Origin of the sequence: Nocardiopsis sp. NPDC057823, from assembly GCF_042797335.1 — a bacterium.
Taxonomy (GTDB): Bacteria; Actinomycetota; Actinomycetes; order Streptosporangiales; family Streptosporangiaceae; genus Nocardiopsis; species Nocardiopsis changdeensis.
The window spans coordinates 66,049-92,856 of record NZ_JBHVLR010000023.1 but is presented as its reverse complement, the minus strand read 5'-3'; the positions used below and the strand labels follow the sequence as shown (position 1 = coordinate 92,856).

The following is a 26,808-nucleotide window of genomic DNA, read 5'->3' as shown; positions in this document are numbered from 1 at the left end:
CCCCTCTTTCCGTCCCTCTTCTTCTCCCCGTCCGCTCCGCCGCCGTCCTCAGCGGCCCGGGCCGCCGTGCGCCGCGGCCTCACCGTCCACCGGGTCCAGCCGCACCGCGCAGGTGAGGCGACGGGTGTGGTCGACGGTGCGGGCGGGGCCCGCCAGGTCCACGGGGAAGGTGTGGCGGAGGTCCTCGGAGGACGCCGCCAGCGACAGCTCCAGCCGGCCCGGGTCGACGGCGCGCACCCCGTCCGGCCCGGTGTAGGAGGACTGGTCGGCGTGGACGGTGAAGTCGACGGCGCGCGCCTCCCCCGGCTCCAGGTCGATCCGCGCGTAGCCCACCAGCCGCCGTACCGGCAGCGCCACCCGTGCCACCGGGTCGTGCAGGTACACCTGGACCACCTCCGTCCCGGGCAGGTGGCCGGTGTTGCGGACGGTGCAGCCCACGGTCACCTCGCCGTCGGTGGGGACGGACACCGGGGCGCCGTCGAAGGGGCGGCCGCCGACCCGCGGGTCCTCCCAGGAGAAGGAGGTGTAGGTCAGGCCGTGCCCGAAGGGGTGGCGGGGAGTGGGGTCGACCGAGCTGACCTCGCTGCGCCGGGCCAGGGGCGCGCCCAGGTAGGTGGCGGGCTGGCCGCCGGGGGAGCGCGGGACGGAGAGGGGCAGCCGTCCCCCCGGGCCGATCCGGCCGGACAGCACCCCGGCGATGGCGGAGGCGCCCTCCTCCCCGGGCATGAACGCCTGCACGACCGCGGCCGAGGCGTCGGCGACCGCGCCCAGGGCGTAGGGGCGGCCGGTGACCAGGACGGCGACCACGGGGGTGCCGGTGGCGACCAGCGCCTCCCACAGCTCCTGCTGGACCCCGGGCAGGCGCAGGTCCTCGGCGTCGCAGCCCTCGCCCGAGGTGCCGCGGCCGAACAGGTCGCTGCGGTCGCCGAGCACCACCACGCACACGTCGGCCTCCCGGGCCGCCGCCAGGGCGGAGTCGAACCCCTCGGTCCCGGGCCCGTCCACGGAGCACCCCTGCGCGTGGACGATCCGGGTCTCGGGCAGCTCGCCGCGCAGCGCCTCGTGCACGGTGGGGACGTCCACGCCCAGCGGGGTGCCGGGGTGGTTGCGGCCCACGTGGGCCGGGAAGGTGTAGCAGCCGAACATGGCGTCGGGGGTGTCGGCGAGCGGCCCGACCAGGGCCAGCGTGCGCGGGGCGGCCAGCGGCAGGACCCCGCGCGGGTTGTCGAGCAGGACGATGGAGCGCTCGGCCAGCGCGCGGGCGAGGGCGCGCTGCTCCGCCGGGTCGAGGTCGACGGGGGAGTCGTCCGGGTCGGGCGACCAGCCGGGGTCCAGCATGCCCAGCGAGCACTTGTGCAGCAGGACGCGGCGGGCGGAGCGGTCGACCAGCGCCTCGTCGAGCTCTCCGGCGCGGACCAGGGCGACGAGCCGGTCGCCGTAGCAGTGCGGGTCGGGCAGCTCGACGTCCACGCCGGCCTCCAGGGCCAGGGCGCCCGCGTGCCCGGGGTCCCCTGCGACCCGGTGCACGGTGTCCAGGAAGGTGACGGCGAAGTAGTCGGAGACGAGGGTGCCCTCGAACCCCCAGCGGTCGCGCAGCAGCCCGGTGAGCAGCCGGCGGTCGGCGGCGGCCGGGAGCCCGTCGTTGTCGTTGTAGGAGTTCATGACGGACTTGGCGCCCTCGCGCACGGCCGCCTCGAACGGGGGCAGGACCACGTCGGCGAACTCGCGGGGGCCGACGGACACCGGGGCGTGGTTGCGCCCGGCCCGGGAGGCGGCGTACCCGGCGAAGTGCTTGAGGGTGGCGATGACCCCGGCCGACTGGAGCCCGCGCACGTAGGCGGCGCCGATGGTGGCCACCAGGTAGGGGTCCTCGCCGATGGTCTCCTCGACGCGGCCCCAGCGCAGGTCGCGGGCGACGTCCAGGACGGGGGCGAGCCCCTGGTGGACGCCGAGCCGGCGCATGGTCCCGCCGATGCCCGCGGCCATGCGCTCGACGAGGCCGGGGTCGAAGGCGGCGCCCCAGGCCGGCGGGACCGGGTGGATGGTGGCCCGCCAGGCGGCCAGGCCGGTCAGGCACTCCTCGTGTGCGATGGCCGGGATGCCGAACCGGTTGGCGGCCATGACCTCGCGCTGGCTGCGGGCCAGGGAGGCGCGGCCCGCGACCGGGTCCACCGGGGCGGTGCCGAAGGGCCGGGTGAGCTGGCCCAGGCCGTTCTCGATCACCTTCTCCCAGGCGAGGGGTTCACGGGAGGCGTCGTGCTGGTGGGGGGCGACCGGGGCGCCGGAGGCGTCGGCGCTCACCCAGACGCCGTTGAGCTGGGCCGCCTTCTCCTCCAGGGTCATGGCGGCGAGCAGGTGGTCGACCCGCTCGCCGTCGGGCAGGGAGGTGTCCCGCCAGGCACCGTCCAGGGGTTCGGGGGGTGGGGTCATCGGGAGGTGCCCTTTCCGTGGTCCAGAAAGTTTCGGAAGTTTTATCGAAACCAATGGAACGAGAATGTACGTTCGGCGGGCAGTCGGGTCAAGGAGAGAAGAGAGGTGAATCACAGGGCGTGCGACTGCCTGGGGAAAACAGCCTGTTCATCACGGTATGTAGACGAAGGTCCCTTGAGTGTCAACGGGAGTGTGCTCCGAAAATTTCGGAGCCCCGTGGCGGCGGGGGCGCCCGCTCCGCCCGAACCGGACAGATGACACACTGCGGGCGTGGGAATCACCGAACGCCTTCACGAGATCGGGCGGCCGATGGTCGCCGAACAGCTCGCGCACCCGACCGTCGCCGGCATCGCCCGCGGCGACCTCGACGACCGCGCCTTCCGCTACTGGCTGGAGCAGGACCACCTCTACCTACTCGACTACGCCCGCGCCTTCTCCCGGCTGGCCTGGCAGGCGCCCGACGCGCACCTCGCCGACCTGGTGGGCATCGCGCACAGCACCCTCAACGAGGAGCTGGAACTGCACCGCTCCCTGTCCGGGGAGTTCGGCGCCGACCTCTCCACACGCGACAAGGGGCCGGCCTGCGCCGCCTACACCGCGTGGATCATCGACGCCGCGGCCGACTACCGCGACGGCCTCGCCGCCGTCTACCCGTGCATGTGGGGCTACAACCGATTGGGCATCGCCCTGGCCCGGAACCGGCCGGCCGAACCGCGCTACCGCCGCTGGGTGGACACCTACGCCGACCCCGGGTTCACCGAGCTGACCGAGCGGTACGGCCGGATGCTGGAGGAGGCGGACCCCGACCCCGAGCGCGCCGAGCGCTTCTTCCGCGAGGGCATGCGCCACGAGCTCGCCTTCTGGGACACCCCGTACACCGGCTGACCCCGACCGCCTCCGCTCCGACGGGCAAGGGGTGCGGGCCGACGGCCCGCACCCCCGTGAAGCCGCCCGGTCAGGGGTTGATGACGGCCTCGACGTCGGCGAAGCGGTCGATCTCGCAGCCGTTGCTCTTGTTGAACTCGGTGTCGACCTCGGTGTCGCCGATGTGGCCGGTCACCCGGACCACCTCGGGCCCGCCGATCTGCATCGTGCACATCATGTCGGTGGTGTCGAGCAGGAACGGGTCGGTCCCGACCTCCCCGATCTCCGCGCACGCGGCCTCCGGGTCGGGGTGGTCGCCGCCCTCGGGGGAGCAGGTGAGCGTCCACACCCCCTCCTCGAAGCCGGATTCGGGGGAGAGGCCGCCCTCGTCGCTGAGGGAGCGCTCGATGGTCAGTTCGGTGGCGGAGCCGCCGTCGGGCGCCTCCTGAGGGGATTCGGTACCCTCCTCCTCCGCGGAGGGGGCATCCTGGTCGGGGGCGGAGGGACTGGATTCGTCGGACCCGGGCGCCGGGGCGCCCACCTCGGCGGGCTCGTTGCCGCAGGCCGTCAGGAGCAGGCCGAGGGCCGCGAGCGCGGCGAGGCGGGTCGGCAGGGCCGTCGCGATGGTGTGCTGAGCCATGACGCTTGGACGCCGCCGCGTCACACACGGTTCCCTCCCCCCGGGAGAAATCTCCGGAGGATCTCCGGAGCGGACGGATCTGATGGAGGTCATGGATGTTCGGCAACGTGCCCGAGGTCGGCGTCACCGAGGTGCCCGAGGACGGCTACCTGCTCGACGTACGCGAGAACGACGAGTGGGAGGCGGGCCACGCGCCCACCGCCGTGCACATCCCGCTCGGCCTGCTCAACACCCGGGCCGGCGAGATCCCGCAGGACCGCAAGGTGTACGTGGTCTGCCGCGCGGGCGGCCGCTCGGCCCAGGCCGTGGCCGCGCTCAACAACGCGGGCTGGAACACGGTCAACGTCGCCGGCGGCATGCAGTCCTGGGAGCGCGCCGGACTGGACATGGAGGCCGGCTCCGACGCCGAACCGAGGGTGATCTGAGTCGCATCGGGGCCGGAAAGCGATCGGATTGCCCAAAGCCCTGCCCCGCGGGGCCCTCGGGTGGCACTATGACGTCGTGAGTTCCGAGCGCGCGCCCCTCAGCGCCGAAGCCGTGCTGGCCTCGTCGGCGGACGCGGTGGTCGGTCTCGACAGCGAACTCCGGGTGTTCCTGTGGAACCCGGCGGCCGAGCGACTGTTCGGCTGGCGGGCCCGCGAGGTGCTCGGGGGCGCGCTGCCGATCGTCCCCGCGGAGCTGAAGGCCGAACACGGCGCGGTGCTCGAACAGGTGCGCGCCGGCCCCTCCCTCACCATTCACAGCCGTCGCGTGCGCAACGACGGCACCCCGATCGACGTGCGGATCAGCACCGCCGCGCTGCCCGCCGACGACGGCGGGCACGCCGGCTGGGTGCTCACCCTCTACCCCACGGACAACGAGGCGCAGGCGCACACCGCCGCCATGGAGCGCGCCCGCCTGGTGCGCCGCCTCACCGACGTGGTCGTCGACATCAACGCCGACCTGAGCCTGCAATCGGTGCTCGACCGCATCTCCAGCGCCATCACCGAGCTCACCGGGGCCGATGCCGGCGGCTTCGTGCTGCTCAACGAGGACCGGGTGGAGCTGGTGAGCATCACCCGGCTCTCCGACGAGCTCCAGGGTTACAGCGCCCCGCTGGAGACCAGCCTGTTCGGCGAGCTGCTGCGCAGCGGCAAGTCGGTGCTGCTCGCCAACGAGGACACCCGCGGCCTACAGGACCTGGTCTGGGCCGACCTGCCGGGACTGCACACCATCGCCCTGTGCGCCTCCAACGTGCACGGCCGCCCCTACGGCGGCCTGTACGCGCTCTACAGCCAGCGCCGGGTCGGCCACGTCGAGCTCGAACTGCTGGAACTGCTGGCCGCCCACGCCGGGGTGGCCATCGGCAACGCCATGGCCTACGAGGAGCTCAACCACCAGCGGGTCCACGAGCAGGCGGTGGCCGACTCCAGCGCCGACGGCATCGCCGTGCTGGACTTCGGAGGCCGGGTCCGCAAGTGGAACCGCTCCGCCGTCGAGCTGACCGGCTACCCGGCCGAGGTGGTGGAGGGCCGCCACCCGCCGTTCCCGATCCCCGCCTGCCACGGCCGCCCCATCAAGCACCGGCTCAAGGACGGGCGCTGGCTGGAGATCCTCATGGCCCGCATCCCCCGCACCCACGAGTGGGTGGTGGACTTCCGCGACATCACGGCGCAGAAGGCCATGGAGGACGAGCGCGAGGCGTTCCTCGCCACCACCGGCCACGAGCTGCGCACCCCCATCACCGCGATCCACGGCTTCGCCACCACGCTGATCCGCAAGTGGTCGCGGATGAGCTCGGAGGCCCAGCGCGAGGCGGTGGGCAACATCGTGGACCGGTCCACGGCGCTGACCCTGCTGGTGGAGCGGCTCAGCCTCGGCTCCGACGCCTCCCGGGGCGAGCTGGACGTCAACCCGGTCCCGTTCGAGCTGCCCCGCGTGCTGCGCCAGGCCGTGATGACGTTCCGGTCCCTGTCGGACCGGCACGACGTGGTGCTGAGCGCGCCCGAGGGCCTGCCCACCGTGTTCGCCGACCCGCTGGCCACCGGCATCATCATGGACCAGCTGCTGGACAACTCCATCAAGTTCTCCCCCGAGGGCGGCACGGTGCACGTCGCGGTGGCGGTGGAGGGCGACGCCGTCGCGGTCTCCGTGGACGACGACGGCCCCGGCCTGCGCCCGGGAGACGAGGAGCGGGTGTTCGACCGGTTCTTCCAGGGCGGGGTGCGCGGCGACCGGCGGCGTTTCGGCGGCCTGGGACTGGGGCTGTACATCGTGCGGAAACTCGCCCAGGACCAGGGCGGGGACGTCACGGCGCGCAGGCTGGAGCGCGGCACCCGCATGTGCTTCACCCTGCCGCTGCACCGGGGCGAGGGCCCCGGCCCCCTCGGGGACGGCGACGACGGCGCGGTCGTCGAACCGCCCGGGGTGGCGGCGGTCCGGGTCGGCGTGACCGGACGGGAGGCGCCCCAGGGGCCACCCGCGCCCCAGGAGTCGCCGAAAATCTCAACCGGCCCCGAACCCCTTCCACGTCAGCGATCCACGCGCCCCAAGGCCGGCCGACCCGTGTGATTCACCGGGGCGTTGGTTTCCGTTCGAGGTGATCGGGGCATTTCCACCCCTGGCGGAATTCGCCGTCACACAACGGGCGGGTTCCGGACCGCACCAGAGCACGAACGCGCAGGGACGAAAGCCGTGTCAGGAGATCACACCCCGTTCGACCCGGGGGAGCACCCCACCAAGGTCGAACGGCACGTCATCCTCCCCTACGTCCCCACCACCGTCATGGACGCGCGCCGCCGGCTGGGTGACGACCTGCGCTCCCTGGGCGTCGCCGAGGAATGCATCGACGACGCCGCCCTCATCATCAGCGAACTGGTCAGCAACGCGCTGCGCCACGCCAGCCCCCTGCCCACCCCCGCCAACCCGGCCAACAGCGTCGGCGTCGCCTGGCGGGCCGAGACGGACGCCTCCGGCCCCGGCGGCTGGCTGGAGATCTCCGTCCGCGACGGCGGCTCCACCACCATGCCCCGGGTCGCCGACCCGGGCACCGCCGGCCTGGGCGGGCGCGGACTGGGGATCGTCCAGCACCTGGCCGGGCGCTGGGGCACCGAGATGGACGCGACCACCACCACGGTCTGGGCCGTCCTGGACCTGCCCGCCGAGGACGTCGGCCGCGCCGGACGGGAGGCGGGCGCCGAGGCCGGCACCGCCGCACCGGCCGCCGGGACGACCGGCCGGGCCCGGGACCCGCGCGCCGGCGGCCCCGTGGTGTCGCTGCCCTTCACGGTCCACGACGGGGGACGCGCCCGCGGCGCCCTGCTCTGACCGCTCTGAACCCGCCGCCCGCACGGCCCGCTGCCGGGGCGCCGGGAGGGAACGTGACCGATGTCGCGAAACACCGTCAACGAGGTGGCCCGGCCAGGACCTGGCCGCTACAGTCACGACTGTGGAGTTGAAGATATCGAGCCGATCTCAAGATGACCTCGCGGTGGTAACCGTCGGAGGCGAGATCGACCTGTACACGGCACCCCGATTGCGCGACGAGCTCATCACGGCCCTCGACGAGGGGGCCCGGAGGCTGGTCATCGACATGTCGTCGACCGAGTTCTGCGACTCGACCGGCATCAGCGTCCTGCTCTCGGCGATGAAGCGCTCCCGCGACAAGGGCGGCGACCTGGAGCTGGTGGCCCCCAAGCCGGCCGTCATGAAGGTCCTGGAGGTCACCGGCCTGCACGAGGTCTTCGTCATCCACCCCGACACCGACGCACTGCCGGTGGCCGCGGGGACCGGAACAGCCCCGTAGGCCGGACCGCGGTGACACGGGGCGAAGTCGGCGGACCCGGAGCGGCGGGGGTCGCCGTGGTGATCGCGGCCAAGGACGAGGAGGCCCGCGTCGGGCGCACCGTGGCCGCCGTCCGGGCGCTGCCCGGGGTGGACCTGGTCGTCGTGGTCGACGACGGGTCCACGGACCGCACCTCGGAGGTGGCCCTGGAGGCCGGCGCCCGGGTGCTCCGGCACAACCGCAACCGGGGCAAGGGCGCGGCGATGGAGACCGGGGCCGAGGGCGTCCGGCTCATCGAGGAGCACGAGGAGGGCGCCGACGGGATCCGCCCGCCCCGGCACCTGCTCTTCCTCGACGCCGACCTGGAGGCGTCCGCCGCCGGGGCGGCACCGTTGGTGGAGCCGGTCGTCGAGGGCAAGGCCGACATGGCCATCGCGCTGTTCCCCGCCACCCGGCTGCGCCTGGGCGGCCACGGGTTCGTGGTGCGCCTGGCCCGCGGCGGCGTGCGCCGGGCGACCGGGTGGGAGCCCGAGCAGCCGCTCAACGGACAGCGCTGCATCACCCGCGCCGCGTTCGAGGCGGCCCGGCCGCTCGCCCCGGGGTTCGGGGTGGAGACCGGGCTGACCATCGACGTGCTGCGCGCCGGGCTGCGGGTGATCGAGGTCGAGGTGCCCCTGGAGCACCGGGCCACCGGCACCGACCTGCGCGCCCAGCTGCACCGGGCGCACCAGTTCGTCGACGTGCTGCGGGCGCTGGCCGCCCGCCGGGTGCGACCCGCCGTACGGCGTGTCCTGTCCGGAGGCCGTGGCAGGCGGGGATAGGAGACCCTTTCTCCGCGAAATCGCCGATAGTGACACCGCTGGCGCTCTCGGTGGCGATACGCTCACAGAATGTTCACCATGATCCTGGCCGTCGCGGGCGTGCTCACGGGTCTGGGCGGACTCGCCCTGGGCGGGTACGCGCTGGCCAGGGCCCGCGCCATCGATGCCGACACCCGTGTGCTCGCCCAACGCGCCGCCGCCTCCGCACAGGTCGGCGGCACCGACCCGCTCGCCGTGCGCGATATGGCGGTGCTCCACTACGACGCCCTGGAGGAGATGTCCGGGGCGCGCTCCTTCTCCCTCGCCCTGCTCAACGGCGACGGCGACGGAGTGGTCGTCACCTCCATCAACGGCCGGACCGAGTCGCGCACCTACGCCAAGGCCGTGGTGCGCGGCGAGTCCGAGACCCTGCTCAGCCCGGAGGAGTACCGCGTCGTGCGGGCCGCCCGGCTGGGCGAGGGCATCGGCACGACCGTGCCCGCCCCGCGGGTCTCCGGCCCGGTGGTCGCCGAGGACGCCGAGGACCCGGTCACCGTCGTCCCCGACCCCGAGGCCCCGGAGCCCGGCGGGGAGGCCGTGGAGAAGGGGGACGCCGAGCCGGCCGGGGAGAAGAGGGACATCGTCGCGGTGCCCGACATCGACGCCGACGACACCGACCCGCAGCCCCGCACGGGCCTGCGCAGGGCTCCCGCGCCGCGCAGCGGCCCCGAGTGACCGCCCCGCCGTCCCGCGTGCGTATAGCCTGAACACCATGCCCAACCGTTACGCCTACCTCGGCCCCGAGGGCACCTTCACCGAGGCCGCGCTGCGGGCCCTGCGCCCCGACGCGCCCGCCGCCGCGCGCGTCCCCTGCGAGGGGGTCGCCGCGGTCTTCGACGCCGTCCGCTCCGGCGCGGTCGAGGGCGGCGTCGTGCCCCTGGAGAACTCGGTCGAGGGCGGCGTCACCTCCACCATCGCCGAGCTCATCAACGGCGAGCCCCTGGTCATCAGCGGAGAGACCGCGGTCCCGGTGGAGTTCGCGCTGTTCGCGCGGCCCGGCGTCACGCTGCACGACGTCAAGACGGTGGCCACCCACCCGCACGCCCTGGCCCAGTGCCGGGGCTGGCTGGCGCGGCACCTGCCCGACGCCGAGACGCACACCGTCTCGTCCACGGCCGCCGCCGCCCGCAGCGTCTCCGAGCCCGGCGCGCCCTACGACGCCGCCATCTGCGCCGTCATCGCCGGTGAGCGCTACGGGCTGCACGCCCTGGCCACCGGGGTGGGCGACCGCGCCGACGCCGCCACCCGGTTCATCTACCTGTCCCGGCCGGGCCGCCCGACCGCGCCGACCGGCGCCGATCTGACGTCGGTGGTCGCGTTCATCGCCGACGACCACCCGGGCGCGCTCATCGAGGTCCTCACCCAGTTCGCGGTGCGCGGGGTCAACCTCACCCGGCTGGAGTCGCGTCCCACCGGCGACGGGCTGGGCAGCTACTGCTTCTGTATCGACGCGGAGGGGCACGTGGCCGACGCGCGCGTCGGCGAGGCCCTGATGGGGCTGCGCCGGGTCTGCCGCGACGTCCGCTTCCTGGGCAGCTACCCGCGCAGCGGGCGGGCCACCGAGCTCGACCCGCCGCTGCGCCCCCGACCCGCCACCGAGGCCGACTACGCCGAGTCGGAGCGGTGGCTGGCGCGGATCCGCTCCGGCGGCGTCGACTGACCTCCCCCCGGAGGGCCACCCGGGTTCAGTCGTCCAGGACGTCGCCGCCCTCGGCCTCGAACACCCACTCCTCCGCCGCGGCCCGGCGCAGCTCCAGGTAGAGCGCCAGCCGCAGCGCGGTGTCGCGCGGCCGCTCGGTGTCGAGCGCCTCCAGCGCGGCGCTCAGTTCCTCGGTGGTCATCTCGCTCAACGGTTTCACTGCCGTCCCCTCCCCGGAACCGGTGATGTCTCATCGTGAGGACGTGGTGACACCGCGTTCATGACGCGAACCCGGAAAAGATGTCGGCGGGGGCCGGACCGAACGGTAATCTGCAAGACGTGATCGACCTTCGCGCTCTCCGAGAAGACCCCGAACGACTCCGCGCCTCGCAGCGCGCACGCGGGGAGGACCCCTCCGTCGCCGACCGGCTGCTCGAACTGGACTCCGAGCGGCGCTCCGCGCTCACCCGGTTCGAGACCCTGCGGGCCGAGCAGAAGAGCGTGGGCAAGTCGGTCTCCAAGGCGTCCCCCGAGGAGCGCGAGGCGCTGCTGGCCCGTGCCAAGGGGCTGGCCGCCGAGGTCAAGGCCGCCGAGGCCGAGGCCGACCGCCTCGCCGCCGAACTCGACCGGGCCGTGGCCGCGGTGCCCAACCTCGTCGAGGAGGGTGCCCCCGAGGGCGGTGTCGACGACTTCCGGGTGCTGGAGACCGTCGGCACCCCGCGCACGTTCGACTTCACCCCGCGCGACCACCTGGAGCTGGGCGAGAAGCTCGGCGCCATCGACATGGAGCGCGGCGCCAAGGTGTCCGGGGCGCGCTTCTACTTCCTCACCGGGGTCGGCGCCCAGCTGGAGCTGGCGCTGCTGAACATGGCCATGAACCAGGCCGTCGCGGCCGGGTTCGTCCCGATGATCCCGCCCGTCCTGGTCAAGCCCGAGACCATGGAGGGCACCGGCTTCCTGGGGGCCCACGCCGACGAGGTGTACCGGCTGCCCGCCGACGACCTCTACCTGGTGGGCACCTCCGAGGTGCCGCTGGCCGGGTACCACGCCGGGGAGATCCTGCCCGCCGACGCCCTGCCCAACCGGTACATCGGCTGGTCGCCGTGCTTCCGCCGGGAGGCGGGCTCCTACGGCAAGGACACCCGCGGCATCATCCGGGTGCACCAGTTCAACAAGGTGGAGATGTTCGTCTACACCCACCCCGACAACGCCCACGAGGAGCACAAGCGGCTGCTCGCCTGGGAGCGGGAGATGCTCGACAAGCTGGAACTGCCCTACCGGGTCGTGGACATCGCCGCCGGCGACCTGGGCACCAGCGCCGCCCGCAAGTACGACTGCGAGGCGTGGGTCCCGACCCAGGGGACCTACCGCGAGCTGACCTCCACCTCGAACTGCACCGAGTTCCAGGCCCGCCGCCTCAACGTGCGGTTCCGGGACGAGGACGGCAAGCCGCGCTTCGCCGCCACCCTCAACGGCACGCTCGCCACCACCCGGTGGATCGTCGCCATCCTGGAGAACCACCAGCAGGAGGACGGCTCGGTCGTGGTCCCCGAGGCGCTGCGCCCCTTCCTGGGCCGCGACGTCCTGGAGCCGGTCGGGAAGTAGGCCGTCCGCGGAGCACACGAGGAGCCCGTCCCCGAGGATGAGGGGGCGGGCTCCTCGCGTGTGCGGGGCGTTCCCCGGAGGGGTCCCTACAGGTAGAGCCCGGAGCTGCCGTCCTCGCGGCCCGGCGCCCGGCCCTGGCCCTGCTCGGCCTGCAGGCCCGCGACGCCCGGGGGCAGGGCCTTGCGCATGTTCTCCAGCTGGGCGCGGGCCGCCATCTGCTGGGCGAACAGGGTGGTCTGGATCCCGTGGAACAGGCCCTCCAGCCAGCCCACCAGCTGGGCCTGCGCGATGCGCAGCTCGGCCTCGCTGGGGGCGCTGCCGTCCGCGAACGGCAGGGTGAGGCGGTCCAGCTCCTCGATCAGCTCCGGCGCCAGGCCGTCCTCCAGCTCCTTGATGGAGGACGTGTGGATCTCCTTGAGGCGGGTGCGGCTGGCCTCGTCGAGGGGCGCCGCCTTGACCTCCTCCAGGAGCTGGCGGATCATGCTGCCGATCCGCATCACCTTGGCGGGCTGCTCCACCATGTCCGCGAGCGTGCGGGGCTCCTCGTTCCCGTCGTCGTCCGCGTGCGGGTTCGCGCCCATGACCAGGACCTTGGGCTGCTCGTTCGGATCGTCCGTATTGCTCATGTGTCCCCTTACCGAATGTCGTCGACCGCGCCCGTCAGCGGGTGAGCAGGATCTTGCCGGTGTGCGCGCTCGATTCCATGACGTCGTGCGCCTCCGCCGCGTTCCGCATCGGTAGGACGCGGTCCACGACGGGGCGGATGGCTCCTTGTTCTACCAACGGCCATACCTGCTCCAGTACTCCCGCGACGATGGCCGACTTCTCGTCCCTGGGGCGCGAGCGCAGGGTCGTGGCGTGCAGGGAGAGGCGCTTGGCGAGCATGCGGCCCAGGTCGGCCTCGCCGGAGCGGCCGCCCATCAGCCCGATGATCACGAGGCGGCCGCCTGTGGTCAGGGAGCGCAGGTTGGCGTCGAGGTAGGAGCCGCCGATGATGTCGAGGATCAGGTCGGCGCCCCCGGCCTCGCGCATCCGGGCGGCGAAGTCCTCGGTGCGGTGGTCGATGGTGATCTCCGCGCCCAGCTCCCGGCAGGCCGCCAGCTTCTCCGGGCTGCCCGCGGTGACGGCCACCCGGGCCCCCAGGGCACGGGCGAACTGGATCGCGAACGTGCCGATGCCGCTGCCGCCGCCGTGCAGGAGCACGGTCTCGCCGCTGCGCAGACCGCCCACCATGACCAGGTTCGACCACACCGTGCAGGCGACCTCGGGCAGGGCCGCGGCCTCGACCAGGCCCACACCCGCGGGGATCGGGAGCAGCTGGCCGACCGGCACGGCCACCTTCTCGGCGTAGCCGCCGCCGGACAGCAGGGCGCACACCCGGTCGCCCACCGCCCAGCCGGAGCCCTCGGTGCCCGGGCCCAGTTCCAGGATGGTTCCGGAGCACTCCAGCCCCGGGTATTCGGACGCCCCCGGCGGCGGCGGGTAGGTGCCCTGCCGTTGGGCGACGTCGGCGCGGTTGACCGCGGTGGCGGCCACGTCGACGAGGACCTCCCCGTCGCCTGGGACGGGATCGGGGACCTGGGACCAGGCCAGGACCTCGGGTCCGCCCGGTTCGGTGATAAGGATCGCGTGCATGGGAACGACCGTATCCGCTGCGGCGGCCGGTTCCCGGCGGTGGCCGGAAGTGGATCGTGTTCGAGAAGGGATGGGGGATGCTTCGGCGGGCCGCGGCGGGTAAGAGTGAACCCAGGGAGCGACCCCCGCTCCCCGGCGGGGTACCCCTCTCCCTCCGCAGTACACCCCCTTCACGCAGGAGAACTCCGGTGTCACACCAGGATCAGAACGGGACGGACGCAGGCTCGGTGTCCGAGGAGTCGGAGGTGTCCCCGTGGCGGCGTGCGGAGGACGGGCCCGACGAGGCCGGGGCCCCCGTCACCGAGATCGCCTCGCGCAGGCCCGCCGCGCCCTCGCCGCGCGAGCAGTGGTTCGGCGGCGACGCGCCGCCTCCGCCGCCCTACGCGGCCCCGATCCCGCTGGAGACCCCGATGGCCCCGGCGCCGCCCCCTCCCGTAGAGGCGGACGGGGCCACCGGGGCGGACGGGGCCTTCGGGGCGGCTGCGGCGGACGACGATGACGACGACGGCGAGGACGAGGTGCGGTCCGACACCGTCCGGCTGATGCCGCGCATACGCGAGCGTCCGGCCCGCCCGCTGCGACGGCCCGCGCACCCCGGTCCGGACGGCGGGGCCGACCCGCTGGCCCCGCGCGACCTGCGCCGCGACGCCGACGTCCCCGAACCCGAACAGCTGCCGCCGCTGGAGGCGGGCGCCGCGGACCCGGAGCCGCCCGCTCCGCCGGCGCCGCAGGCGGGGCCCGCGGGGCCCGCGGAGGGCCGGGACCCGGCCGCCGCTCCCCCCGTCGCCGCGTCCCCCTTCACCGGGACCGGGGTCCCGCAGCCCCCGGCCGTCCCGGGGCCTGCGGCGCAGGCGTCCCCGCTGCCCGGGGTGCCGCCGACCCCGCCGGTGCCGGGGATGACCGGGGAGCGGCAGACCTCCGACTCCCTCAACGCCGCCACCCTGGTCCGCAACCGGCACCAGGGTCCCAGCGGCGGGTGGCGGCGCGCCGTGCACACCGCCACCCTGGGGCTCATCAACCCCGGCGAGTCGCCCAAGGTGCTGCGCCGGCGCGAACTCATCGCCCGCGCCTGCACCCCCGTCGCCACCGGCCACCACCGGGTCGCCGTCCTCAGCCTCAAGGGCGGGGTCGGCAAGACCACCACCACGGTCGCCCTCGGTGCCACCCTGGCCTCCCTGCGCGGCGACCGGGTGCTGGCCGTGGACGCCAACCCCGACCGGGGGACCCTCTCCGACAAGGTGCGCCTGGAGACCGCGGCGACCATCCGCGACCTCCTCAACGAGCGCCACCTCGTGTCCCGCTACGCCGACATCCGCGGGTTCACCTCCCAGGCGCCCAGCCGCCTGGAGATCCTCGCCTCCGACCGCGACCCGGCCGTGTCCGAGGCGTTCGGCGACGAGGACTACCGGGAGGTGGCCCGGATCGTCGAGCACTTCTACTCCATCTGCATCACCGACTGCGGGACCGGGCTGCTGCACGCCGCCATGCGCGGCGTCCTGGGCCTGGCCGACCAGGTCGTCCTGGTGAGCTCCGCGTCCGTGGACGGGGCGCGCAGCGCCAGCGCCACCCTCGACTGGCTGGAGGCGCACGGCCACGAGGGGCTGGTGCGCGACGCGACCGTCGTACTGTCCATGGTGCGCTCCGACAGCAAGAGCAGCGTGGACCTCGACCGCCTCGAAGGCCACTTCGCCGCCCGCTGCCGCGCCGTGGTCCGCGTCCCCTGGGACGGCCACCTGGAGGAGGGCGCCGAGGTGGACCTCGACCGGCTCGCACCCGCCACCCGCGACGCCTACCTGCGGCTCGCCGCCACCGTCGGGGAGGGATTCGCCCGCCACGGGTGACGGTCCGAGGATTGACGGCCCCCCTTACCGACAATGAACCGGGAAGAGGGGGGTCGAAGGATGAGCGAACGGAAGCGTCCGCCGGCGGTGGTCGTGGGAGTGGACGGCACGTCCGGCGCCCGTGCCGCACTGGCGTGGGCGGTCGGGGCGGCCGCGCGGCGCCGGGTCCAGCTGCGCATCGTGCACGGGCTGGGCCCGGAGGCGGTCGTCGGCGCCGCCGCCGTGGGCCGAGGGACCGCGGGGCGCGGGTCGGCGGGCGAGGCGCGCGCCTCGGCGCACGAGCTGCTCACCGAGAGCGCCGAGTACGCCCGCCGCGCCCGCCCCGACGTCGAGGTGATCACCGTCCTGGCGGTCGCGGACGCCCCGGCCGTCCTGTTGGAGGAGGCCCGCCGCGGCGACGTCATCGCGGTCGGGTCGCGGGGGCTCGGCTCGGTGCGCGCCATCATGCTCGGCTCCATCGGCGTGCGCACCTCCGCGCACGCGCCCTGCCCGGTCGTGGTCGTCCCCGACGCCGAGCCCCGCGGGTACCGCGGACGCGTCGTGGTCGGGGTGGACGGCTCGCCGTCCTCGCGGCGGGCCCTGCGCTTCGCCCTGGAGGAGGCGCTGGCCACCGACGCCTCCGTGGTCCTGGTCCACGCGCTGGGGGAGGACGCGCCCGCCGCCGACGCGGCGACCGGCGACGAGGCGCCCGACCGGCGGCCGGATGAGGTCGTCGACGGGGTGCTCGCCGACGTCGTGGACGAGCGCACCGGACACCTCGACATCAGCGCCGTGCGCGTGCGGGCCGACCCGGTCCGGGCGCTGCTCGACGCGGGCGCGGACGCCGACATGGTCGTCGTCGGCTCGCGCGGCCGCGGCGGAGTGCGCGGCCTGGTCCTGGGCTCGGTCAGCCAGGGGGTGCTCCACGACGCGGGGATCCCGGTGGCCGTCCTGCCCCCGGGTTCGGACGGGGCCGACGGACGTCCCCCGAACCGGTGACCTTGCGCCCTGTGCCGTTCCGGGGCCCATGGGGTGTACTCGGTGATGATGGGTGCCTAGAGGGGGTTGTCACATGGTGAACGAGGACCGCACACCGCGCGTGGTGGTGGGCATCGACGGATCGGACAACGGGCAGGCCGCCCTGGAGTGGGCCGCGGCCGAGGCGGACCGCCGGGGGGTGCCGCTGCGGATCGTGCACGCCCTGGGCATGCCGCTGATCGTGTCCGCGTACGGCGGCCCCGCCCGGTTCGAACCGACCGAGGAGATCCAGGGGCAGGCCACCGAGGTGCTCCAGGACGCGGTGGCGCACGTGGCCGAGGGGCGGCCGGACGTGCGCACCGAGACCGTCACCGCCCTGGAGGAGGCGCCGCTGGCTCTGCTGCGCCAGAGCCACCGGCACGACCTCCTGGTGGTGGGAACCCGGGGGATGGGCACCGTCAAGTCGATGTTCGTCGGCTCCGTGAGCATCCGGGTGGCCGCCCAGGCGCCCTGCCCGGTCGTGGTGGTGCCCTCGCAGGGGGGCGGGCCCGCGACCACGGGGCTGAAGCGGATCGTGGTCGGCGTCGACGGGTCCCGCAACGGCCGCCGCGCCCTGGGCCTGGCGGTCGCCCTGACCGCCGAGACCGAGGGCGAACTGGTCGTGGTGCACAGCTGGGAGGTGCCCTACCCGTACGACCCGGTGGCGATGACCGCGGCGGGCTACCAGCCCCAGGAGGACCTGTTCGAGAAGCAGTCCGAGGAGCTGGTCGCCGAACTGCTCGCGGAGGCCATCGACGAGCAGCGCGACGACGTGAACATCGACGTCACCGTGGTGCGCACCCAGAACGGGCCCGTGAACGCCATCCTGGAGGCCGCCGAGGGCGCGGACGCGATCGTCGTCGGCTCGCGCGGCCGCGGCACCGTCCGGGGCCTGCTCCTGGGCTCGGTCAGCCAGGGGGTGCTCCACCACTCCGAGATCCCGGTGATCGTGCTCCCCAGGCACGCCGACGAGGACTGAGCGCACGCCCCGGCGGGAACGCCCCGCCGGGGCCGCCGCTTCCGCGCGGCGGCCGGCGCTCCGAGCCCCGTGTCTCCGGCGCTACCGGGCCTCGTACTCCAGGCAGAAGGGGTGCCCGGCGGGGTCCGAGTACACCCGGAACCACACGCCGGTCCCGTTCTCCTCGGTGCGCAGCAGCGTCGCGCCCATCTCCAGCACCCGCTGCTCCGCCGTGTCGATGTCCTCCACCCAGATGTCCATGTGGGCCTGCTGCGGCCGCTCCGGATCCGGCCACCGGGGCTCCTTGAGCCCCTCCACCGCCTGGAACGCGAGCACCGGCCACTGCTCCCGGTCGCCGATGACCACCCACCCCTCGTCCCGCAGGGTGACGGGCCGCCCCAGCAGCTCCGAGTAGAACCCCGCCAGCCTCTCGGGGTCGGGGCAGTCGTAGACGAATGTGTGCAGCCGTCCGATCATGACGGCAGCCTTTCACGGCCCCCTCGGGGGCCAAGCCCTTTCCGCGGCGCGGCCGGGGACCGGGCGCCCGCCGCCGGGGTCCGGCCTCAGTCGTCGATCTCGATCCCGCGGGCCCGCAGGACCTCCTGCAGCTCCTCGTTGAGAGCCTCGGCGAACTCCACGCGCTTGAGATTCGGCAGCAGGTCGAGGTCCTCCAGCGAGGCGATGGCGAACAGGTCGTCCTCACCGTCCCAGACGGGGGCGCACTCCTGGTAGACCTGGTTTCCGCCGTCCAGGCACAGCTCCTCCACGCCGGCGAGGAGCTCGTCACTGATCTCCAACCGCTCGAAGAACTCCCGTGACTGCGGGACGACCTTGTAGGCGAGGCCGTTGTTGTACGCCCAGTCCCAGGGGTCGGCGCCCAGGCCCTGCTCCTCGAGGACGGCGGCGAGGCTGTAGGCGGGCGTCAGCACCTCGTCGGTGTACATGAGCTGCTCGACGACGGCGAGCTTGAAGTTGAAGTCCTTGAACCTGGTCATGGCGCGACCCTAGCCGGTCCCCCCGACGCCCCCGCCGCCCCGCCCGGCCGGACGCCGCCGGTCCGCGCACCCGGCTCCCGGCCCCGCCGAACACGAAGGGCCGCCCGCTCGTCGAGCGGGCGGCCCTTCGCCACCGCGGAGGGTGTGGGATTTGAACCCACGAAGCCCCGTCAAGGACTTGGTGCTTTTCAAGAGCACTGCACTCGGCCGCTATGCGAACCCTCCCGGTGACCCCGCGGGTCTCCGCGAGTCATCGTAGCCGACATGCCCCGCCGGTACGCGCGGGCCGGGGAAGTCGCCGGGCGGTGGGTGGCGCATTTCGGTTACTCGCGAGTAACATTCGGGGCATGGCAAACATGAACGCCGAGACGGCGGAGATGGTCAAGTCCGGTTTCCTGGCCGCGGTGCCCTTCGCCCGCACGCTCGGCCTGTCGTTCGAGTCCCTCGACTTCGGCCGGGCGGTGATGAACCTGCCGGACAGGCCCGAGCACCACAACCACATCGGCGGCGCGCACGCCGGGGCGATGTTCACCCTGGCCGAGTCCGCCTCGGGCGCCATCATCATCGGCACCTTCGGCGACACCATGGATCGCGCGCTGCCGCTGCCCACCAAGGCCGAGATCCACTTCCTCAAGATGGCCACCGGTGACATGACCGCCGAGGCCGTGCTGGGCCGTCCGCGGGACGAGGTCGTCGCCGAGCTCGACGGCGGTCAGCGCCCCGAGTTCCCCATCGACGTCGAGATTCGCATGGCCGACGGCACCGTCACCGGCAAGATGACCATCACCTGGACCCTGAAGCCGAACCGCCGGTGACACCCGCCCCCACAGCCACATCCTGAACACGATCGGCCCTGGTCGCACCCCGTTCCGCGGGGCCGCCCGGGGCCCGTCGATTTGTCGGCACCGCTGGGTAGGTTGACCCTGACCACGCCGACGAGGAGGCAGAGATCGTGAAACTCCGTGTGGACCGCGACGCGTTCGCCGAGGCCGTCGCCTGGACGGCGCGCGCCCTGCCGAACCGCCCGGCGGTGCCGGTGCTGGCCGGGATGCGCCTGGAGGTCCCCGACGGCGGTTCCGCCCTGCACCTGTCCGGGTTCGACTACGAGGTCTCGGCCCGCTCCTCGGTCGAGGTGCTGGCGGAGGAGGCCGGCGCGGTGCTGGTCCCCGGCCGGCTGCTCGCCGAGATCGTGCGCAACCTGCCCGGCGGCTCGGTGCACATCGACACCGACGGAGCCAAGGTGCGGATCAGCGGCGGCGCCGCCCGGTTCACCCTCATCACCATGCCGCTGGAGGACTACCCCACCCTGCCCGGCATGCCCGAGCGCATCGGCTCGGTGCCCGCGGACACCTTCGCCGAGGCGGTCCGCCAGGTCACCCCCGCGGCGAGCCGCGACGACACGCTGCCGATGCTGACCGGCGCCTACCTCGACTTCACCGGCGACACGCTGAGCGTGGTGGCGACCGACCGCTACCGCATCGCGGTCCGCGACCTGTGGTGGAAGCCGCAGGACCCGGCGGTCGACACCTCCGCGCTGGTGCCCGCGCGCACCCTGCACGACATGGTGCGGGGCGTCATCGGCGGCTCCAACGTGGAGGTCGCGCTGTCGCCGGGCGGGGCCGGCGGCCTGGCGCCGGGGGAGGGCGCGATCGGCTTCGAGAACGGGGACCGGCGCAGCACCACCCGGCTGATCGACAGCGACTTCGTCAAGTACGCCTCCTGGTTCCCCGCGGAGTTCTCCTCGCGGGCCGAGGTGGCGGTGGCGCCGCTGACGGAGGCGGTGAAGCGGGTGGCGCTGGTGGCCGACCGGCACACCCCGCTGCGGCTGGTGTTCACCGAGGGCGAGGTGACGCTGGAGGCGGGCTCGGGCGAGGACGCCCAGGCGGTGGAGGCGATCGCCGTGGACTACCAGGGCGACCCGCTGCGGGTGGCGTTCCGCCCCGACTACCTGATGGACGGCCTGTCGGCGATCGCGACCGACTCCGCCCACCTGAACTTCACGGAGCCGACGAAACCCGCCGTGTTCACCGATGTCCCGGCGAAGGAGGGCGAGGCCCCGTCCTTCCGGTATCTGGTACAGCCGTTGCGGGTGTCCTGATCAGGGGATTCGGGCCTTATCCACAGCTTGCCGCCGAGTTATCCACAAGGTTTTCCACAGGGTGGCGCCCAGCCTGTGGATAACCCGGGGTGATCGGTCCCGGGAGGACCCGAATCGCCCCTGATGTGCTCTCGCATTTCCGCTTTGACGTGCAAGAACGACTTCGGCGGCGATTCTGTGCACAGCCTGTGGAAAACTTCGCGGGATCGGCCTCTTTTTGAGGTCGGAAAACGTACAAAACGGGGCAATTCACTTGATCCGGTTGGATCGGGTTCTGTCACTCACCAGCGGGCAGAGTGGACGAACCCCCACCGGTTACGGACGTCTCCAGGCCGAGCTGCGCCTGCCGTCCCCGCTGGTACCCCGCCCTGGCCCCGGCCGCGCTGTGCGTCCGTTCGGGCCGGTGCTTGCGCAGCTGCGGGAACTGCTTCTGGAACTCCTCCTGGACCCGGTGCACATCGGCGCGCAGCACCAGCTCCGCACCCCGGGAGGGCGCCGCCCCGCCCTCGGCGGAACCGCCGCCCGCGCCGGTCGGGCGCGACATCTCCTGCAGCCGGCGCCGGAACTCGCGGATGCGCTCGGCCACCGCCTGCCCGTAGGCCCGCACGAACGACCGGTAGTACCGCTTGCGCTCGGTCTCCAGCTCGGACCGCGTGTAGTTGCGCAGCTCCCGGATGTCGGCCACGTGCCCCGAGCTCATGAACTTCGCCGACGACTCCATCTGCATGGAGATCGACGGCATGAGCATGCGCAGCGCGTCCAGCGCGCTCGCGGTCCCCACCAGGATGAGGATCCGGTCGGTGTTCTCCGAGGAGTTGCCCCGGACCGCCGACTGGCACCCGTAGGCGGCGGCGATGTCGGCCAGCGCCCGGACCCGGGCCTTGCCGTGGCCGCCCACCCCGGACACCGTGTAGTCCATGCGCCCGATCGCGTCGGGTTCCTCGCCCCGCTCCGCGCGGGCCTCGGCCTCCGCGATCGCATGGCGGGTCATCAGCTCGGCGGCCTTGGCGGTGAACGCCTGGCTCTCGGCATCGGTGACCGAGGGGTCCTCCGCCATGCGGAGGAGCCCTCGGACCCGCTCGACCATCTTCTGACGAGCTGCTTCAGTCATCGGCGCCCGGTTGCTCCCGTAGGTGTGTTCTCCTTCTTCCGCGACTGGGCGGAAAACACCGAGCCTACTTCTTGTCGCCGAGTACCATCGCGATCACGCCGACCGTCGCCCAGATCGCCAGGGCGGCGAACAGGCCGCCGAACAGGCTCAGGGAGAGGATCCCGTAGCCCACACCGCCCACGACGGCCGGCACGGCCGCGTAGCGGAAGGGGTAGTTGGCCGCGTAGCGGCGGCCGCGCCGGTCGGACTTCTTGCTGATCACGCCGCCGACGCCGCCGACGAGGGAGAAGAAGATCACGGCCGCGCCCAGGCCCGACATGACGGCGGGGAGCAGCCCGCCGCCCAGGTTGAGCAGGAAGAAGAGGGCGCCGCCAGCGGCGCCGCCCAGCACAGACGTCGTCCAGGGCCAGATCATCGTCGCCGAGGCGACGGGAGTGAATGCGTTACCGCGCTCCAGCGTCATGTCCACCGCTCCAGTCCGTTCGCGTGACGACCGCTCCGGACGGGCCGTCTCCACCAGCATGCATTGCCCCGGTCCGCGCGCACATCAGGGCACATCCCTGACTTACCCCGGAGTGTCCGCGGCCGCACCCCGCGGGTGCGGCCTGTGGATGTCCGGGAGAGCGCGGACCACGAACGGTCAACGAACGGCCGGCCCCGGGAGTGCCCGGCCCGGCACGGCACCGCCGGTCCGCCTTCGCGCCGGCCGCCCGCCGTCTCCTACGGGCCCCGTCCGCCGGACGGTCTCCCGCCGCGGTCCGGACCGCACACCCTGAGGAGTACCCCAGCAGGACCGGGTGGAGCGCACCATGGGCGGGAGCGCGCCGGGTGCCTAGCGTTCTCCGTATGACCCTCCCCGCGCCCGCCCGCCCCGCCCACCCCGTCCGCCCGGCCCACCGGGGCGGCCCCGCCCGCGCCCTCCGCGGCGCGTCGGCGCTGCTCGGGGCCTGTGCGCTGCTGCTCCTGTCCGCGGCCCCCTCGGCGGCCGCGGCGGTCGCCTCCGCCCCGCCTCCCCCCGCCGGGGCGGGCCCGGCCACCCCTTCTCCGGAGGCCGTCGACGCCCTGGTGGAGGACTACCGGGAGGCGACCGGCCTGCCCGGGGCGGCGGTGGTGCTGACCCACGGTACGGACATCGTGCACGTCGGCGGTTACGGCACCACCCCGGACGGCGCCCCGGTCACCGGCGGCACGCCCATGGCCATGGCGTCGGTCAGCAAGTCGTTCACCGCGCTGGCGGTCCTCCGACTGGCCGAAGCGGGGGAACTGGACCTGGACGACCCGGTGCGCGAGCACCTGCCCGAGTTCACGATGGCCGACCCCCGCGCGGAGCGGATCACCGTGCGCCAGCTGCTCGACCAGACCTCCGGCATGTCCGACGCCGAGTTCGCCTCCTACAGCCGGGGCCGGGAGACCCTCACCCTGCGCGAGTCGGTGGCCGACCTGCGCGGCGCCCGCCTGGCGGCCGAGCCCGGCACCCGCTGGGAGTACCACAACCCGAACTACCAGGTCGCCGCCCGGCTGGTCGAGGTGGTCGGCGGTCGGCCCTTCGCCGACCACCTGAGGGAGGAGGTGTTCGCCCCGCTCGGCATGGACGCCACCACGACGATCGACACGGACCTGGACCTGCCCGCCGGCGCCCGGGGCCACATCGTCGTGCTCGGCCTGGCCCTGCCCGCGGACGAGCCGCCCGGGTTCGGGAACGGCTCCGGCGGGGTCGTCAGCACCGCCGAGGACATGGGGGCCTGGCTCACCGCCCACACGGAAGGGGGCCGCGGGCCGGACGGGGCGGAGACGGGCCTGCTGTCCCCCGAGGGCTTCGAGGCGCTGCACACCCCCTCCGAGGCGTCCGGCTCCTACGCGCTGGGGTGGTCGCTGGGGCGGACCGCGTCGGGCGCGCGGGTCGTGGAGCACAGCGGGCAGATCATGACCGCCACCTCCCACCAGGCCCTGCTGCCCGACAGCGGGCACGGCATCGCCGTCATGGCCAACACCGGCACCTCCGGCGCGGGGGCGAGCGGGCTGGCCGACGCGCTCGTCGAACTCGTGGACTCCGGCGCGGCCCCGGAGCGGCCCGGGGCCGAGGGGGCGTGGGCGGCGCGGACCGACGCGGTCCTGCTCCTCCTGGCCGCCGCGACCGTCCCGCTCAGCGTCCGCGGGGTGCGCAGGGCGGGCGGATGGGCGCTCGCGCGCTCGGGCCGGGCGCGGTGGGCGACGGCGGCGCGCCTGCTGCCGTACGCCCTGCCGCCGGTCTCGGCCGTGACCCTGCACGAGGTGCTCGGATGGCTGTACCAGGGGCGCGACATGGCCTGGTTCCAGCCGCCCTACCTGTTCCCCGCGTTCTGGGCGGCGCTGGTCGTGTGCTCCCTGGGCTGCTGCGCGGTGCTCGCGGCCCGGCTCGCGCGCCTCGCCGCGCCGGCGGGGCCGGGCCGACCCGGGGACCCGGAACGGTCGTCGGCCGCGGGCGTGCGCACCGACGGCTGAGGACGGCCTCGGAAACCCCCGGCCCGGAATCCCCGCGCGGGGCCCGGCGCCGCCGGCGTCAGCCCGCCGTCTCCACCGACCTCTGCAGGTCCGCCACCAGGGCCGGCCACGCCGTCCGGAACGCGGGCAGCAGCGGCAGCGCCTCCGCCGCCGTCACCGGGACCCACCGGACCTCGATGCTCTCCGAGTTGGCGGGGGAGAAGGGGGCCAGCTCCGGCACGCTCAACAGGAACGTGTCGTACCGCCACACCGCCAGGTCGTGCTCGTGCGTTCCCACCACCGTGTACCCGCCCAGGTCGCCGGAGATCTCCTCGCGGAACTCCCGCACCGCGGCCTCCAGCGGTGTCTCGTCCCGGTTGCGCGCACCGCCGGGGATCCCCCACATGCCGCCCATGTGCGTCCACTCGGCCCGGTGCTGGAGCAGCACGTGTCCGGTTCCGGCCATGTCGGTTCCGTACAACAACAGCCCCGCGGCACCGTAGACTCCCCAGCGCCTGGACCCGTCCGGCAGGTGCACCCAGCCGTTGCCGTCGCCGTCCTCCATCAAGCCCTCCTGAATTCCCACGCGTCCCGCCCCCGCGCGCCGACCACCGTCCGCGACCGGGGGCCGGACACGGAAAGCCGCACCTCGTCGCGGTCCCTCCGTTCCCTACCCTCTACCCTTCTGAGAACCGATGGCCCGCTCGACGACTTCCGCAGCCCTGTTGCCCGTGTACGCGCTCGGCCTGGCCGCACGCTACTGGGTCCCCCTCCTGTGCGTCCACACCGTCGGCATGCTCGTGCACGCGGTGCTGATGCGCGGCCTGGTGCGCCTGTCCGACGTCGAGCAGACGCTCTCCCTGACGGGCCTGGGCCTGACCCTGCTGGTCACCCTCGTGACGTTCGTGATCATGTTCCAGCTGCTGCGCCCGGGGCTGCCCGTGATCGACTCCGAGCTGCGCTCGGAGGTGGTCCGGGAGGACCGGCAGCGCGGGTTCGTCGAACGCGAGCGCCGCGTGGTGGACGGGGTCGCCCTGGCGATCCTGCCGTTCCTGCTGTTCTACGCCGCCTGGGGCCTGATCCGCGAGCAGTACGACATGTACAGCATCGCCCTGCTCAACACCGGCGGCCTGGAGGCGTTCCAGGCGCCCGTCAACGTGCCCTGGTACGGGCTGCCGCTCATCGTCGCCGTCTCCGCGTGGCTGCTGCGCAAGCTCTGCTCGCACTTCTACCGCAAGGGGCACAGCGCCCTCCTGGGCATGCTCACCGCCCTGTTCGAGGGCGTGTGGGTGTTCATGTTCCTGTTCTCCCTGGGCATGGCGATCACCCAGGCGGAGGCCTGGGTGACCGGCCGGGTCTTCTGGGTGGAGATGCAGACCGGGGCCAAGGACCTGTTGAACGGGGCCGGCGCCCTGGTCGGCCAGCCCGAGCTCTACGCCCGCATCCCGGTGTGGTGGGCCAAGGCGTGGAAGGCGGTCTCGACGGGGTTCGTGGGCCCGCTGCTGTGGCTGACGATCGCCGCGGTCGTCTACCGCGCCCAGGTCGACGACCATGACAGCGTCTTCGAGGAGCACCGCGTCCGCAACGGCCTGGACCGGGCGGTCAACCGGCTGGCCGGCACCGGCCGCTTCCTCGACCGGTTCGTTCGCAATGACCTCAAGGAGCAGATCTACCCCTGCCTGCACGCGCTGCGCTTCGTCCTGCGCGTGGGCCCGGTGTTCTACCTGTCGTACTCCCTGTGCTTCGTGCTGCTGGAGGTCGCGTTCACACAGCTGCACCGGCTGGTGTTCGTCCTGGCGGGCCCCGGACCGCTGCACGCCGAGTGGTGGCCGCTGCTCCAGCCGATCGACTTCGTGATCGGCTCCCTGCACATGCTGCTGCGGGTGTGCCTGCTGGCGGCGGCCTTCGAGGTCGCGCTGCGCAAGGCGGAGGAGGACAGCGTCGGCCGCCGGGTGCGCCGGGTGGCGACGCACGCCCCCTCCGGCGGCTCCCGCCACGCCGGCTGACCCGTCCGGCTACTCCTCCAGCTCCTCGGCCTCGAAGACCAGGGCGTCGGGCCGGGGTCGTTCGGGGTCCGCCGAGGTGTCGACGGTGACCTCGTAGCGGAGGTCCCCGACCACGTCCTCGGGCACCAGGAACGACAGGATGATGGACTGCTCCTGACCGGGGGCGATGGTCTCGCCCTCGCCCGTGGTGCAGCCGTAGGCCCCGTCGCCCGCCTCCTCGCCGAAGTCGCGCATGGAGAACAGGTGCGTGCGCTCCCAGGAGCGGCCCCGCCCGTCCACGGCGCGGAACGCGCAGCTGTTCCGCAGCAGTTCGGCGGCCTCAGCGTCACCGGGGGTGACGCGGAAGCCGACGTCGAGGATCTCCAGCCCCTCGGGCGGCGGCTCGGAGCCGCCCAGGAACCCGGTGATGTACCCGGTGACCCGCCACCGGCTGCCCGCGAGGTCCGCGGTGTCGCCGACGTTCACGGGCCTCGGCTCGGGCGGGATCAGCCCGGCCTCGGTCCCGTCGCGCACCTCGGTCGTGTAGGGCCAGACCAGCATGACCGGGAACAGCAGCACCAGCACCGCCGCGTAGGGCAGGTGCAGGCGCTTCCACAGCGGCCGGGCGTGCCGGACGGCCTTGCCCCTGGCCCCGGTGGGCGGGGGGTCGGGCTCGCCGAAGGCGCCCGGGGGCCCGCCGTGCGCCCCCGCGAACGCCTCCGGGCCCCGGAACGGTCCGGGGCGGGGGCCGTCGAACGGCCCGCCGACGGGACCCCGGGGCGGGGGCCCGCCGACCGGGGGCCGCGCGCCGTCCACGGGCCCCGGGGGAGTCCGGCGGCCGGGCGGGCCCGGCGGGTACGCCTCGGCGGGCGTCCCGTCCCCGGGACGCCGCGGTGCCCGGCGGTGCCCGCCGCGCGGTTCCTGAGGA

The 26,808-nt window shown here is 73.8% G+C and carries 27 protein-coding genes and 1 tRNA gene; 16 read left to right on the top strand and 12 right to left on the bottom strand.

Annotated elements, in window-relative coordinates; all coding sequences use genetic code 11:
- Window positions 1-48: 48 nt before the first annotated feature.
- On the bottom strand, window positions 49-2,430 hold the full coding sequence (locus ACFVNO_RS27805; RefSeq protein ID WP_378896966.1) for a beta-glucosidase: 2,382 nt from the start codon (window positions 2,428-2,430) through the stop codon (window positions 49-51).
- Between the two features lie 270 nt (window positions 2,431-2,700).
- Here ACFVNO_RS27805 and ACFVNO_RS27800 point away from each other — a divergent pair, with 270 nt between their 5' ends.
- Entirely contained in the window at window positions 2,701-3,315 is a 615-nt protein-coding gene (locus ACFVNO_RS27800) for a TenA family protein (protein ID WP_378896964.1), read from the top strand.
- Between the two features lie 70 nt (window positions 3,316-3,385).
- Here the strand turns inward: ACFVNO_RS27800 and ACFVNO_RS27795 are convergent, their stop codons facing one another.
- Complete coding sequence (locus ACFVNO_RS27795) at window positions 3,386-3,934, bottom strand: SSI family serine proteinase inhibitor (RefSeq protein WP_355268306.1); 549 nt, start codon at window positions 3,932-3,934, stop codon at window positions 3,386-3,388.
- A 95-nt stretch (window positions 3,935-4,029) separates the two neighbouring features.
- Between ACFVNO_RS27795 and ACFVNO_RS27790 the strand changes: the two genes are divergently transcribed.
- The 7 genes from ACFVNO_RS27790 (at window position 4,030) to pheA (ending at window position 10,217) form a co-directional block, all read left to right on the top strand.
- Window positions 4,030-4,359, top strand: coding sequence for a rhodanese-like domain-containing protein (locus tag ACFVNO_RS27790; RefSeq protein WP_220564088.1), 330 nt, complete (start codon window positions 4,030-4,032; stop codon window positions 4,357-4,359).
- A gap of 76 nt (window positions 4,360-4,435) precedes the next feature.
- On the top strand, window positions 4,436-6,484 hold the full coding sequence (locus ACFVNO_RS27785; RefSeq protein WP_355268309.1) for an ATP-binding protein: 2,049 nt from the start codon (window positions 4,436-4,438) through the stop codon (window positions 6,482-6,484).
- Between the two features lie 123 nt (window positions 6,485-6,607).
- Window positions 6,608-7,240, top strand: coding sequence for an ATP-binding protein (locus ACFVNO_RS27780; protein WP_378896959.1), 633 nt, complete (start codon window positions 6,608-6,610; stop codon window positions 7,238-7,240).
- Window positions 7,241-7,361: 121 nt separating this feature from the next.
- Complete coding sequence (locus ACFVNO_RS27775) at window positions 7,362-7,718, top strand: STAS domain-containing protein (protein WP_355268315.1); 357 nt, start codon at window positions 7,362-7,364, stop codon at window positions 7,716-7,718.
- Window positions 7,719-7,729: 11 nt separating this feature from the next.
- A complete protein-coding gene (locus tag ACFVNO_RS27770) occupies window positions 7,730-8,518 on the top strand; it encodes a glycosyltransferase (RefSeq protein ID WP_355268318.1) in 789 nt (262 codons plus the stop codon).
- Window positions 8,519-8,587: 69 nt separating this feature from the next.
- The gene (locus ACFVNO_RS27765; protein ID WP_378896955.1) at window positions 8,588-9,232 is read left to right on the top strand and encodes a DUF4446 family protein; all 645 of its coding nucleotides are present in this window, start codon (window positions 8,588-8,590) and stop codon (window positions 9,230-9,232) included.
- Window positions 9,233-9,269: 37 nt separating this feature from the next.
- Window positions 9,270-10,217, top strand: a complete 948-nt coding sequence (pheA, locus tag ACFVNO_RS27760) for a prephenate dehydratase (protein ID WP_220564093.1) — start codon at window positions 9,270-9,272, stop codon at window positions 10,215-10,217.
- Between the two features lie 25 nt (window positions 10,218-10,242).
- On the opposite strand, the gene ACFVNO_RS27755 is transcribed toward pheA, so the two are convergent.
- Window positions 10,243-10,398, bottom strand: a complete 156-nt coding sequence (locus ACFVNO_RS27755) for a hypothetical protein (RefSeq protein ID WP_355268517.1) — start codon at window positions 10,396-10,398, stop codon at window positions 10,243-10,245.
- 137 nt (window positions 10,399-10,535) lie between these two features.
- Here ACFVNO_RS27755 and serS point away from each other — a divergent pair, with 137 nt between their 5' ends.
- A complete protein-coding gene (gene serS, locus ACFVNO_RS27750) occupies window positions 10,536-11,801 on the top strand; it encodes a serine--tRNA ligase (RefSeq protein ID WP_378896950.1) in 1,266 nt (421 codons plus the stop codon).
- 86 nt (window positions 11,802-11,887) lie between these two features.
- Here the strand turns inward: serS and ACFVNO_RS27745 are convergent, their stop codons facing one another.
- Both ACFVNO_RS27745 and ACFVNO_RS27740 read right to left on the bottom strand, forming a co-directional pair.
- A complete protein-coding gene (locus ACFVNO_RS27745) occupies window positions 11,888-12,427 on the bottom strand; it encodes a bacterial proteasome activator family protein (RefSeq protein ID WP_355268330.1) in 540 nt (179 codons plus the stop codon).
- A 34-nt stretch (window positions 12,428-12,461) separates the two neighbouring features.
- Window positions 12,462-13,436: an NAD(P)H-quinone oxidoreductase gene (locus ACFVNO_RS27740; protein ID WP_378896945.1), complete on the bottom strand. Its 975-nt coding sequence runs from the start codon at window positions 13,434-13,436 to the stop codon at window positions 12,462-12,464.
- 188 nt (window positions 13,437-13,624) lie between these two features.
- On the opposite strand from ACFVNO_RS27740, the gene ACFVNO_RS27735 reads away from it, so the two are divergent.
- From ACFVNO_RS27735 to ACFVNO_RS27725, 3 genes are all read left to right on the top strand, one after another.
- Window positions 13,625-15,277, top strand: a complete 1,653-nt coding sequence (locus ACFVNO_RS27735) for a MinD/ParA family protein (protein ID WP_378896942.1) — start codon at window positions 13,625-13,627, stop codon at window positions 15,275-15,277.
- Window positions 15,278-15,337: 60 nt separating this feature from the next.
- Window positions 15,338-16,255: a universal stress protein gene (locus ACFVNO_RS27730; RefSeq protein ID WP_355268339.1), complete on the top strand. Its 918-nt coding sequence runs from the start codon at window positions 15,338-15,340 to the stop codon at window positions 16,253-16,255.
- Between the two features lie 73 nt (window positions 16,256-16,328).
- Window positions 16,329-17,252, top strand: coding sequence for a universal stress protein (locus tag ACFVNO_RS27725; protein ID WP_355268342.1), 924 nt, complete (start codon window positions 16,329-16,331; stop codon window positions 17,250-17,252).
- Window positions 17,253-17,333: 81 nt separating this feature from the next.
- Here ACFVNO_RS27725 and ACFVNO_RS27720 read toward each other — a convergent pair whose 3' ends face one another.
- From ACFVNO_RS27720 to ACFVNO_RS27710, 3 genes are all read right to left on the bottom strand, one after another.
- Window positions 17,334-17,708 carry a VOC family protein gene (locus ACFVNO_RS27720; RefSeq protein WP_378896937.1) on the bottom strand — a complete coding sequence of 125 codons (375 nt, stop codon included), beginning with the start codon at window positions 17,706-17,708 and terminating at the stop codon, window positions 17,334-17,336.
- Between the two features lie 86 nt (window positions 17,709-17,794).
- A complete protein-coding gene (locus ACFVNO_RS27715; protein WP_378896934.1) occupies window positions 17,795-18,226 on the bottom strand; it encodes a DUF6892 domain-containing protein in 432 nt (143 codons plus the stop codon).
- A 136-nt stretch (window positions 18,227-18,362) separates the two neighbouring features.
- A tRNA-Ser gene (locus tag ACFVNO_RS27710) sits at window positions 18,363-18,451 on the bottom strand.
- A 131-nt stretch (window positions 18,452-18,582) separates the two neighbouring features.
- Between ACFVNO_RS27710 and ACFVNO_RS27705 the strand changes: the two genes are divergently transcribed.
- Window positions 18,583-19,041 carry a DUF4442 domain-containing protein gene (locus ACFVNO_RS27705; protein WP_220565431.1) on the top strand — a complete coding sequence of 153 codons (459 nt, stop codon included), beginning with the start codon at window positions 18,583-18,585 and terminating at the stop codon, window positions 19,039-19,041.
- Window positions 19,042-19,178: 137 nt separating this feature from the next.
- Entirely contained in the window at window positions 19,179-20,324 is a 1,146-nt protein-coding gene (dnaN, locus tag ACFVNO_RS27700) for a DNA polymerase III subunit beta (RefSeq protein WP_355268348.1), read from the top strand.
- A 277-nt stretch (window positions 20,325-20,601) separates the two neighbouring features.
- On the opposite strand, the gene ACFVNO_RS27695 is transcribed toward dnaN, so the two are convergent.
- Both ACFVNO_RS27695 and ACFVNO_RS27690 read right to left on the bottom strand, forming a co-directional pair.
- Window positions 20,602-21,411, bottom strand: a complete 810-nt coding sequence (locus ACFVNO_RS27695) for a DUF2786 domain-containing protein (protein WP_355268508.1) — start codon at window positions 21,409-21,411, stop codon at window positions 20,602-20,604.
- 88 nt (window positions 21,412-21,499) lie between these two features.
- Window positions 21,500-21,898 (bottom strand): hypothetical protein, encoded by a 399-nt coding sequence (locus ACFVNO_RS27690; protein WP_220564102.1) that lies wholly within the window; start codon window positions 21,896-21,898, stop codon window positions 21,500-21,502.
- Window positions 21,899-22,281: 383 nt separating this feature from the next.
- On the opposite strand from ACFVNO_RS27690, the gene ACFVNO_RS27685 reads away from it, so the two are divergent.
- The gene (locus tag ACFVNO_RS27685) at window positions 22,282-23,916 is read left to right on the top strand and encodes a serine hydrolase domain-containing protein (RefSeq protein WP_378896929.1); all 1,635 of its coding nucleotides are present in this window, start codon (window positions 22,282-22,284) and stop codon (window positions 23,914-23,916) included.
- A 58-nt stretch (window positions 23,917-23,974) separates the two neighbouring features.
- Here the strand turns inward: ACFVNO_RS27685 and ACFVNO_RS27680 are convergent, their stop codons facing one another.
- Entirely contained in the window at window positions 23,975-24,460 is a 486-nt protein-coding gene (locus tag ACFVNO_RS27680) for an NUDIX hydrolase (protein WP_355268354.1), read from the bottom strand.
- A 166-nt stretch (window positions 24,461-24,626) separates the two neighbouring features.
- Here ACFVNO_RS27680 and ACFVNO_RS27675 point away from each other — a divergent pair, with 166 nt between their 5' ends.
- The gene (locus tag ACFVNO_RS27675; RefSeq protein ID WP_378896997.1) at window positions 24,627-25,901 is read left to right on the top strand and encodes a hypothetical protein; all 1,275 of its coding nucleotides are present in this window, start codon (window positions 24,627-24,629) and stop codon (window positions 25,899-25,901) included.
- 9 nt (window positions 25,902-25,910) lie between these two features.
- Here the strand turns inward: ACFVNO_RS27675 and ACFVNO_RS27670 are convergent, their stop codons facing one another.
- Complete coding sequence (locus ACFVNO_RS27670; protein WP_378896926.1) at window positions 25,911-26,696, bottom strand: hypothetical protein; 786 nt, start codon at window positions 26,694-26,696, stop codon at window positions 25,911-25,913.
- Window positions 26,697-26,808: the final 112 nt, after the last annotated feature.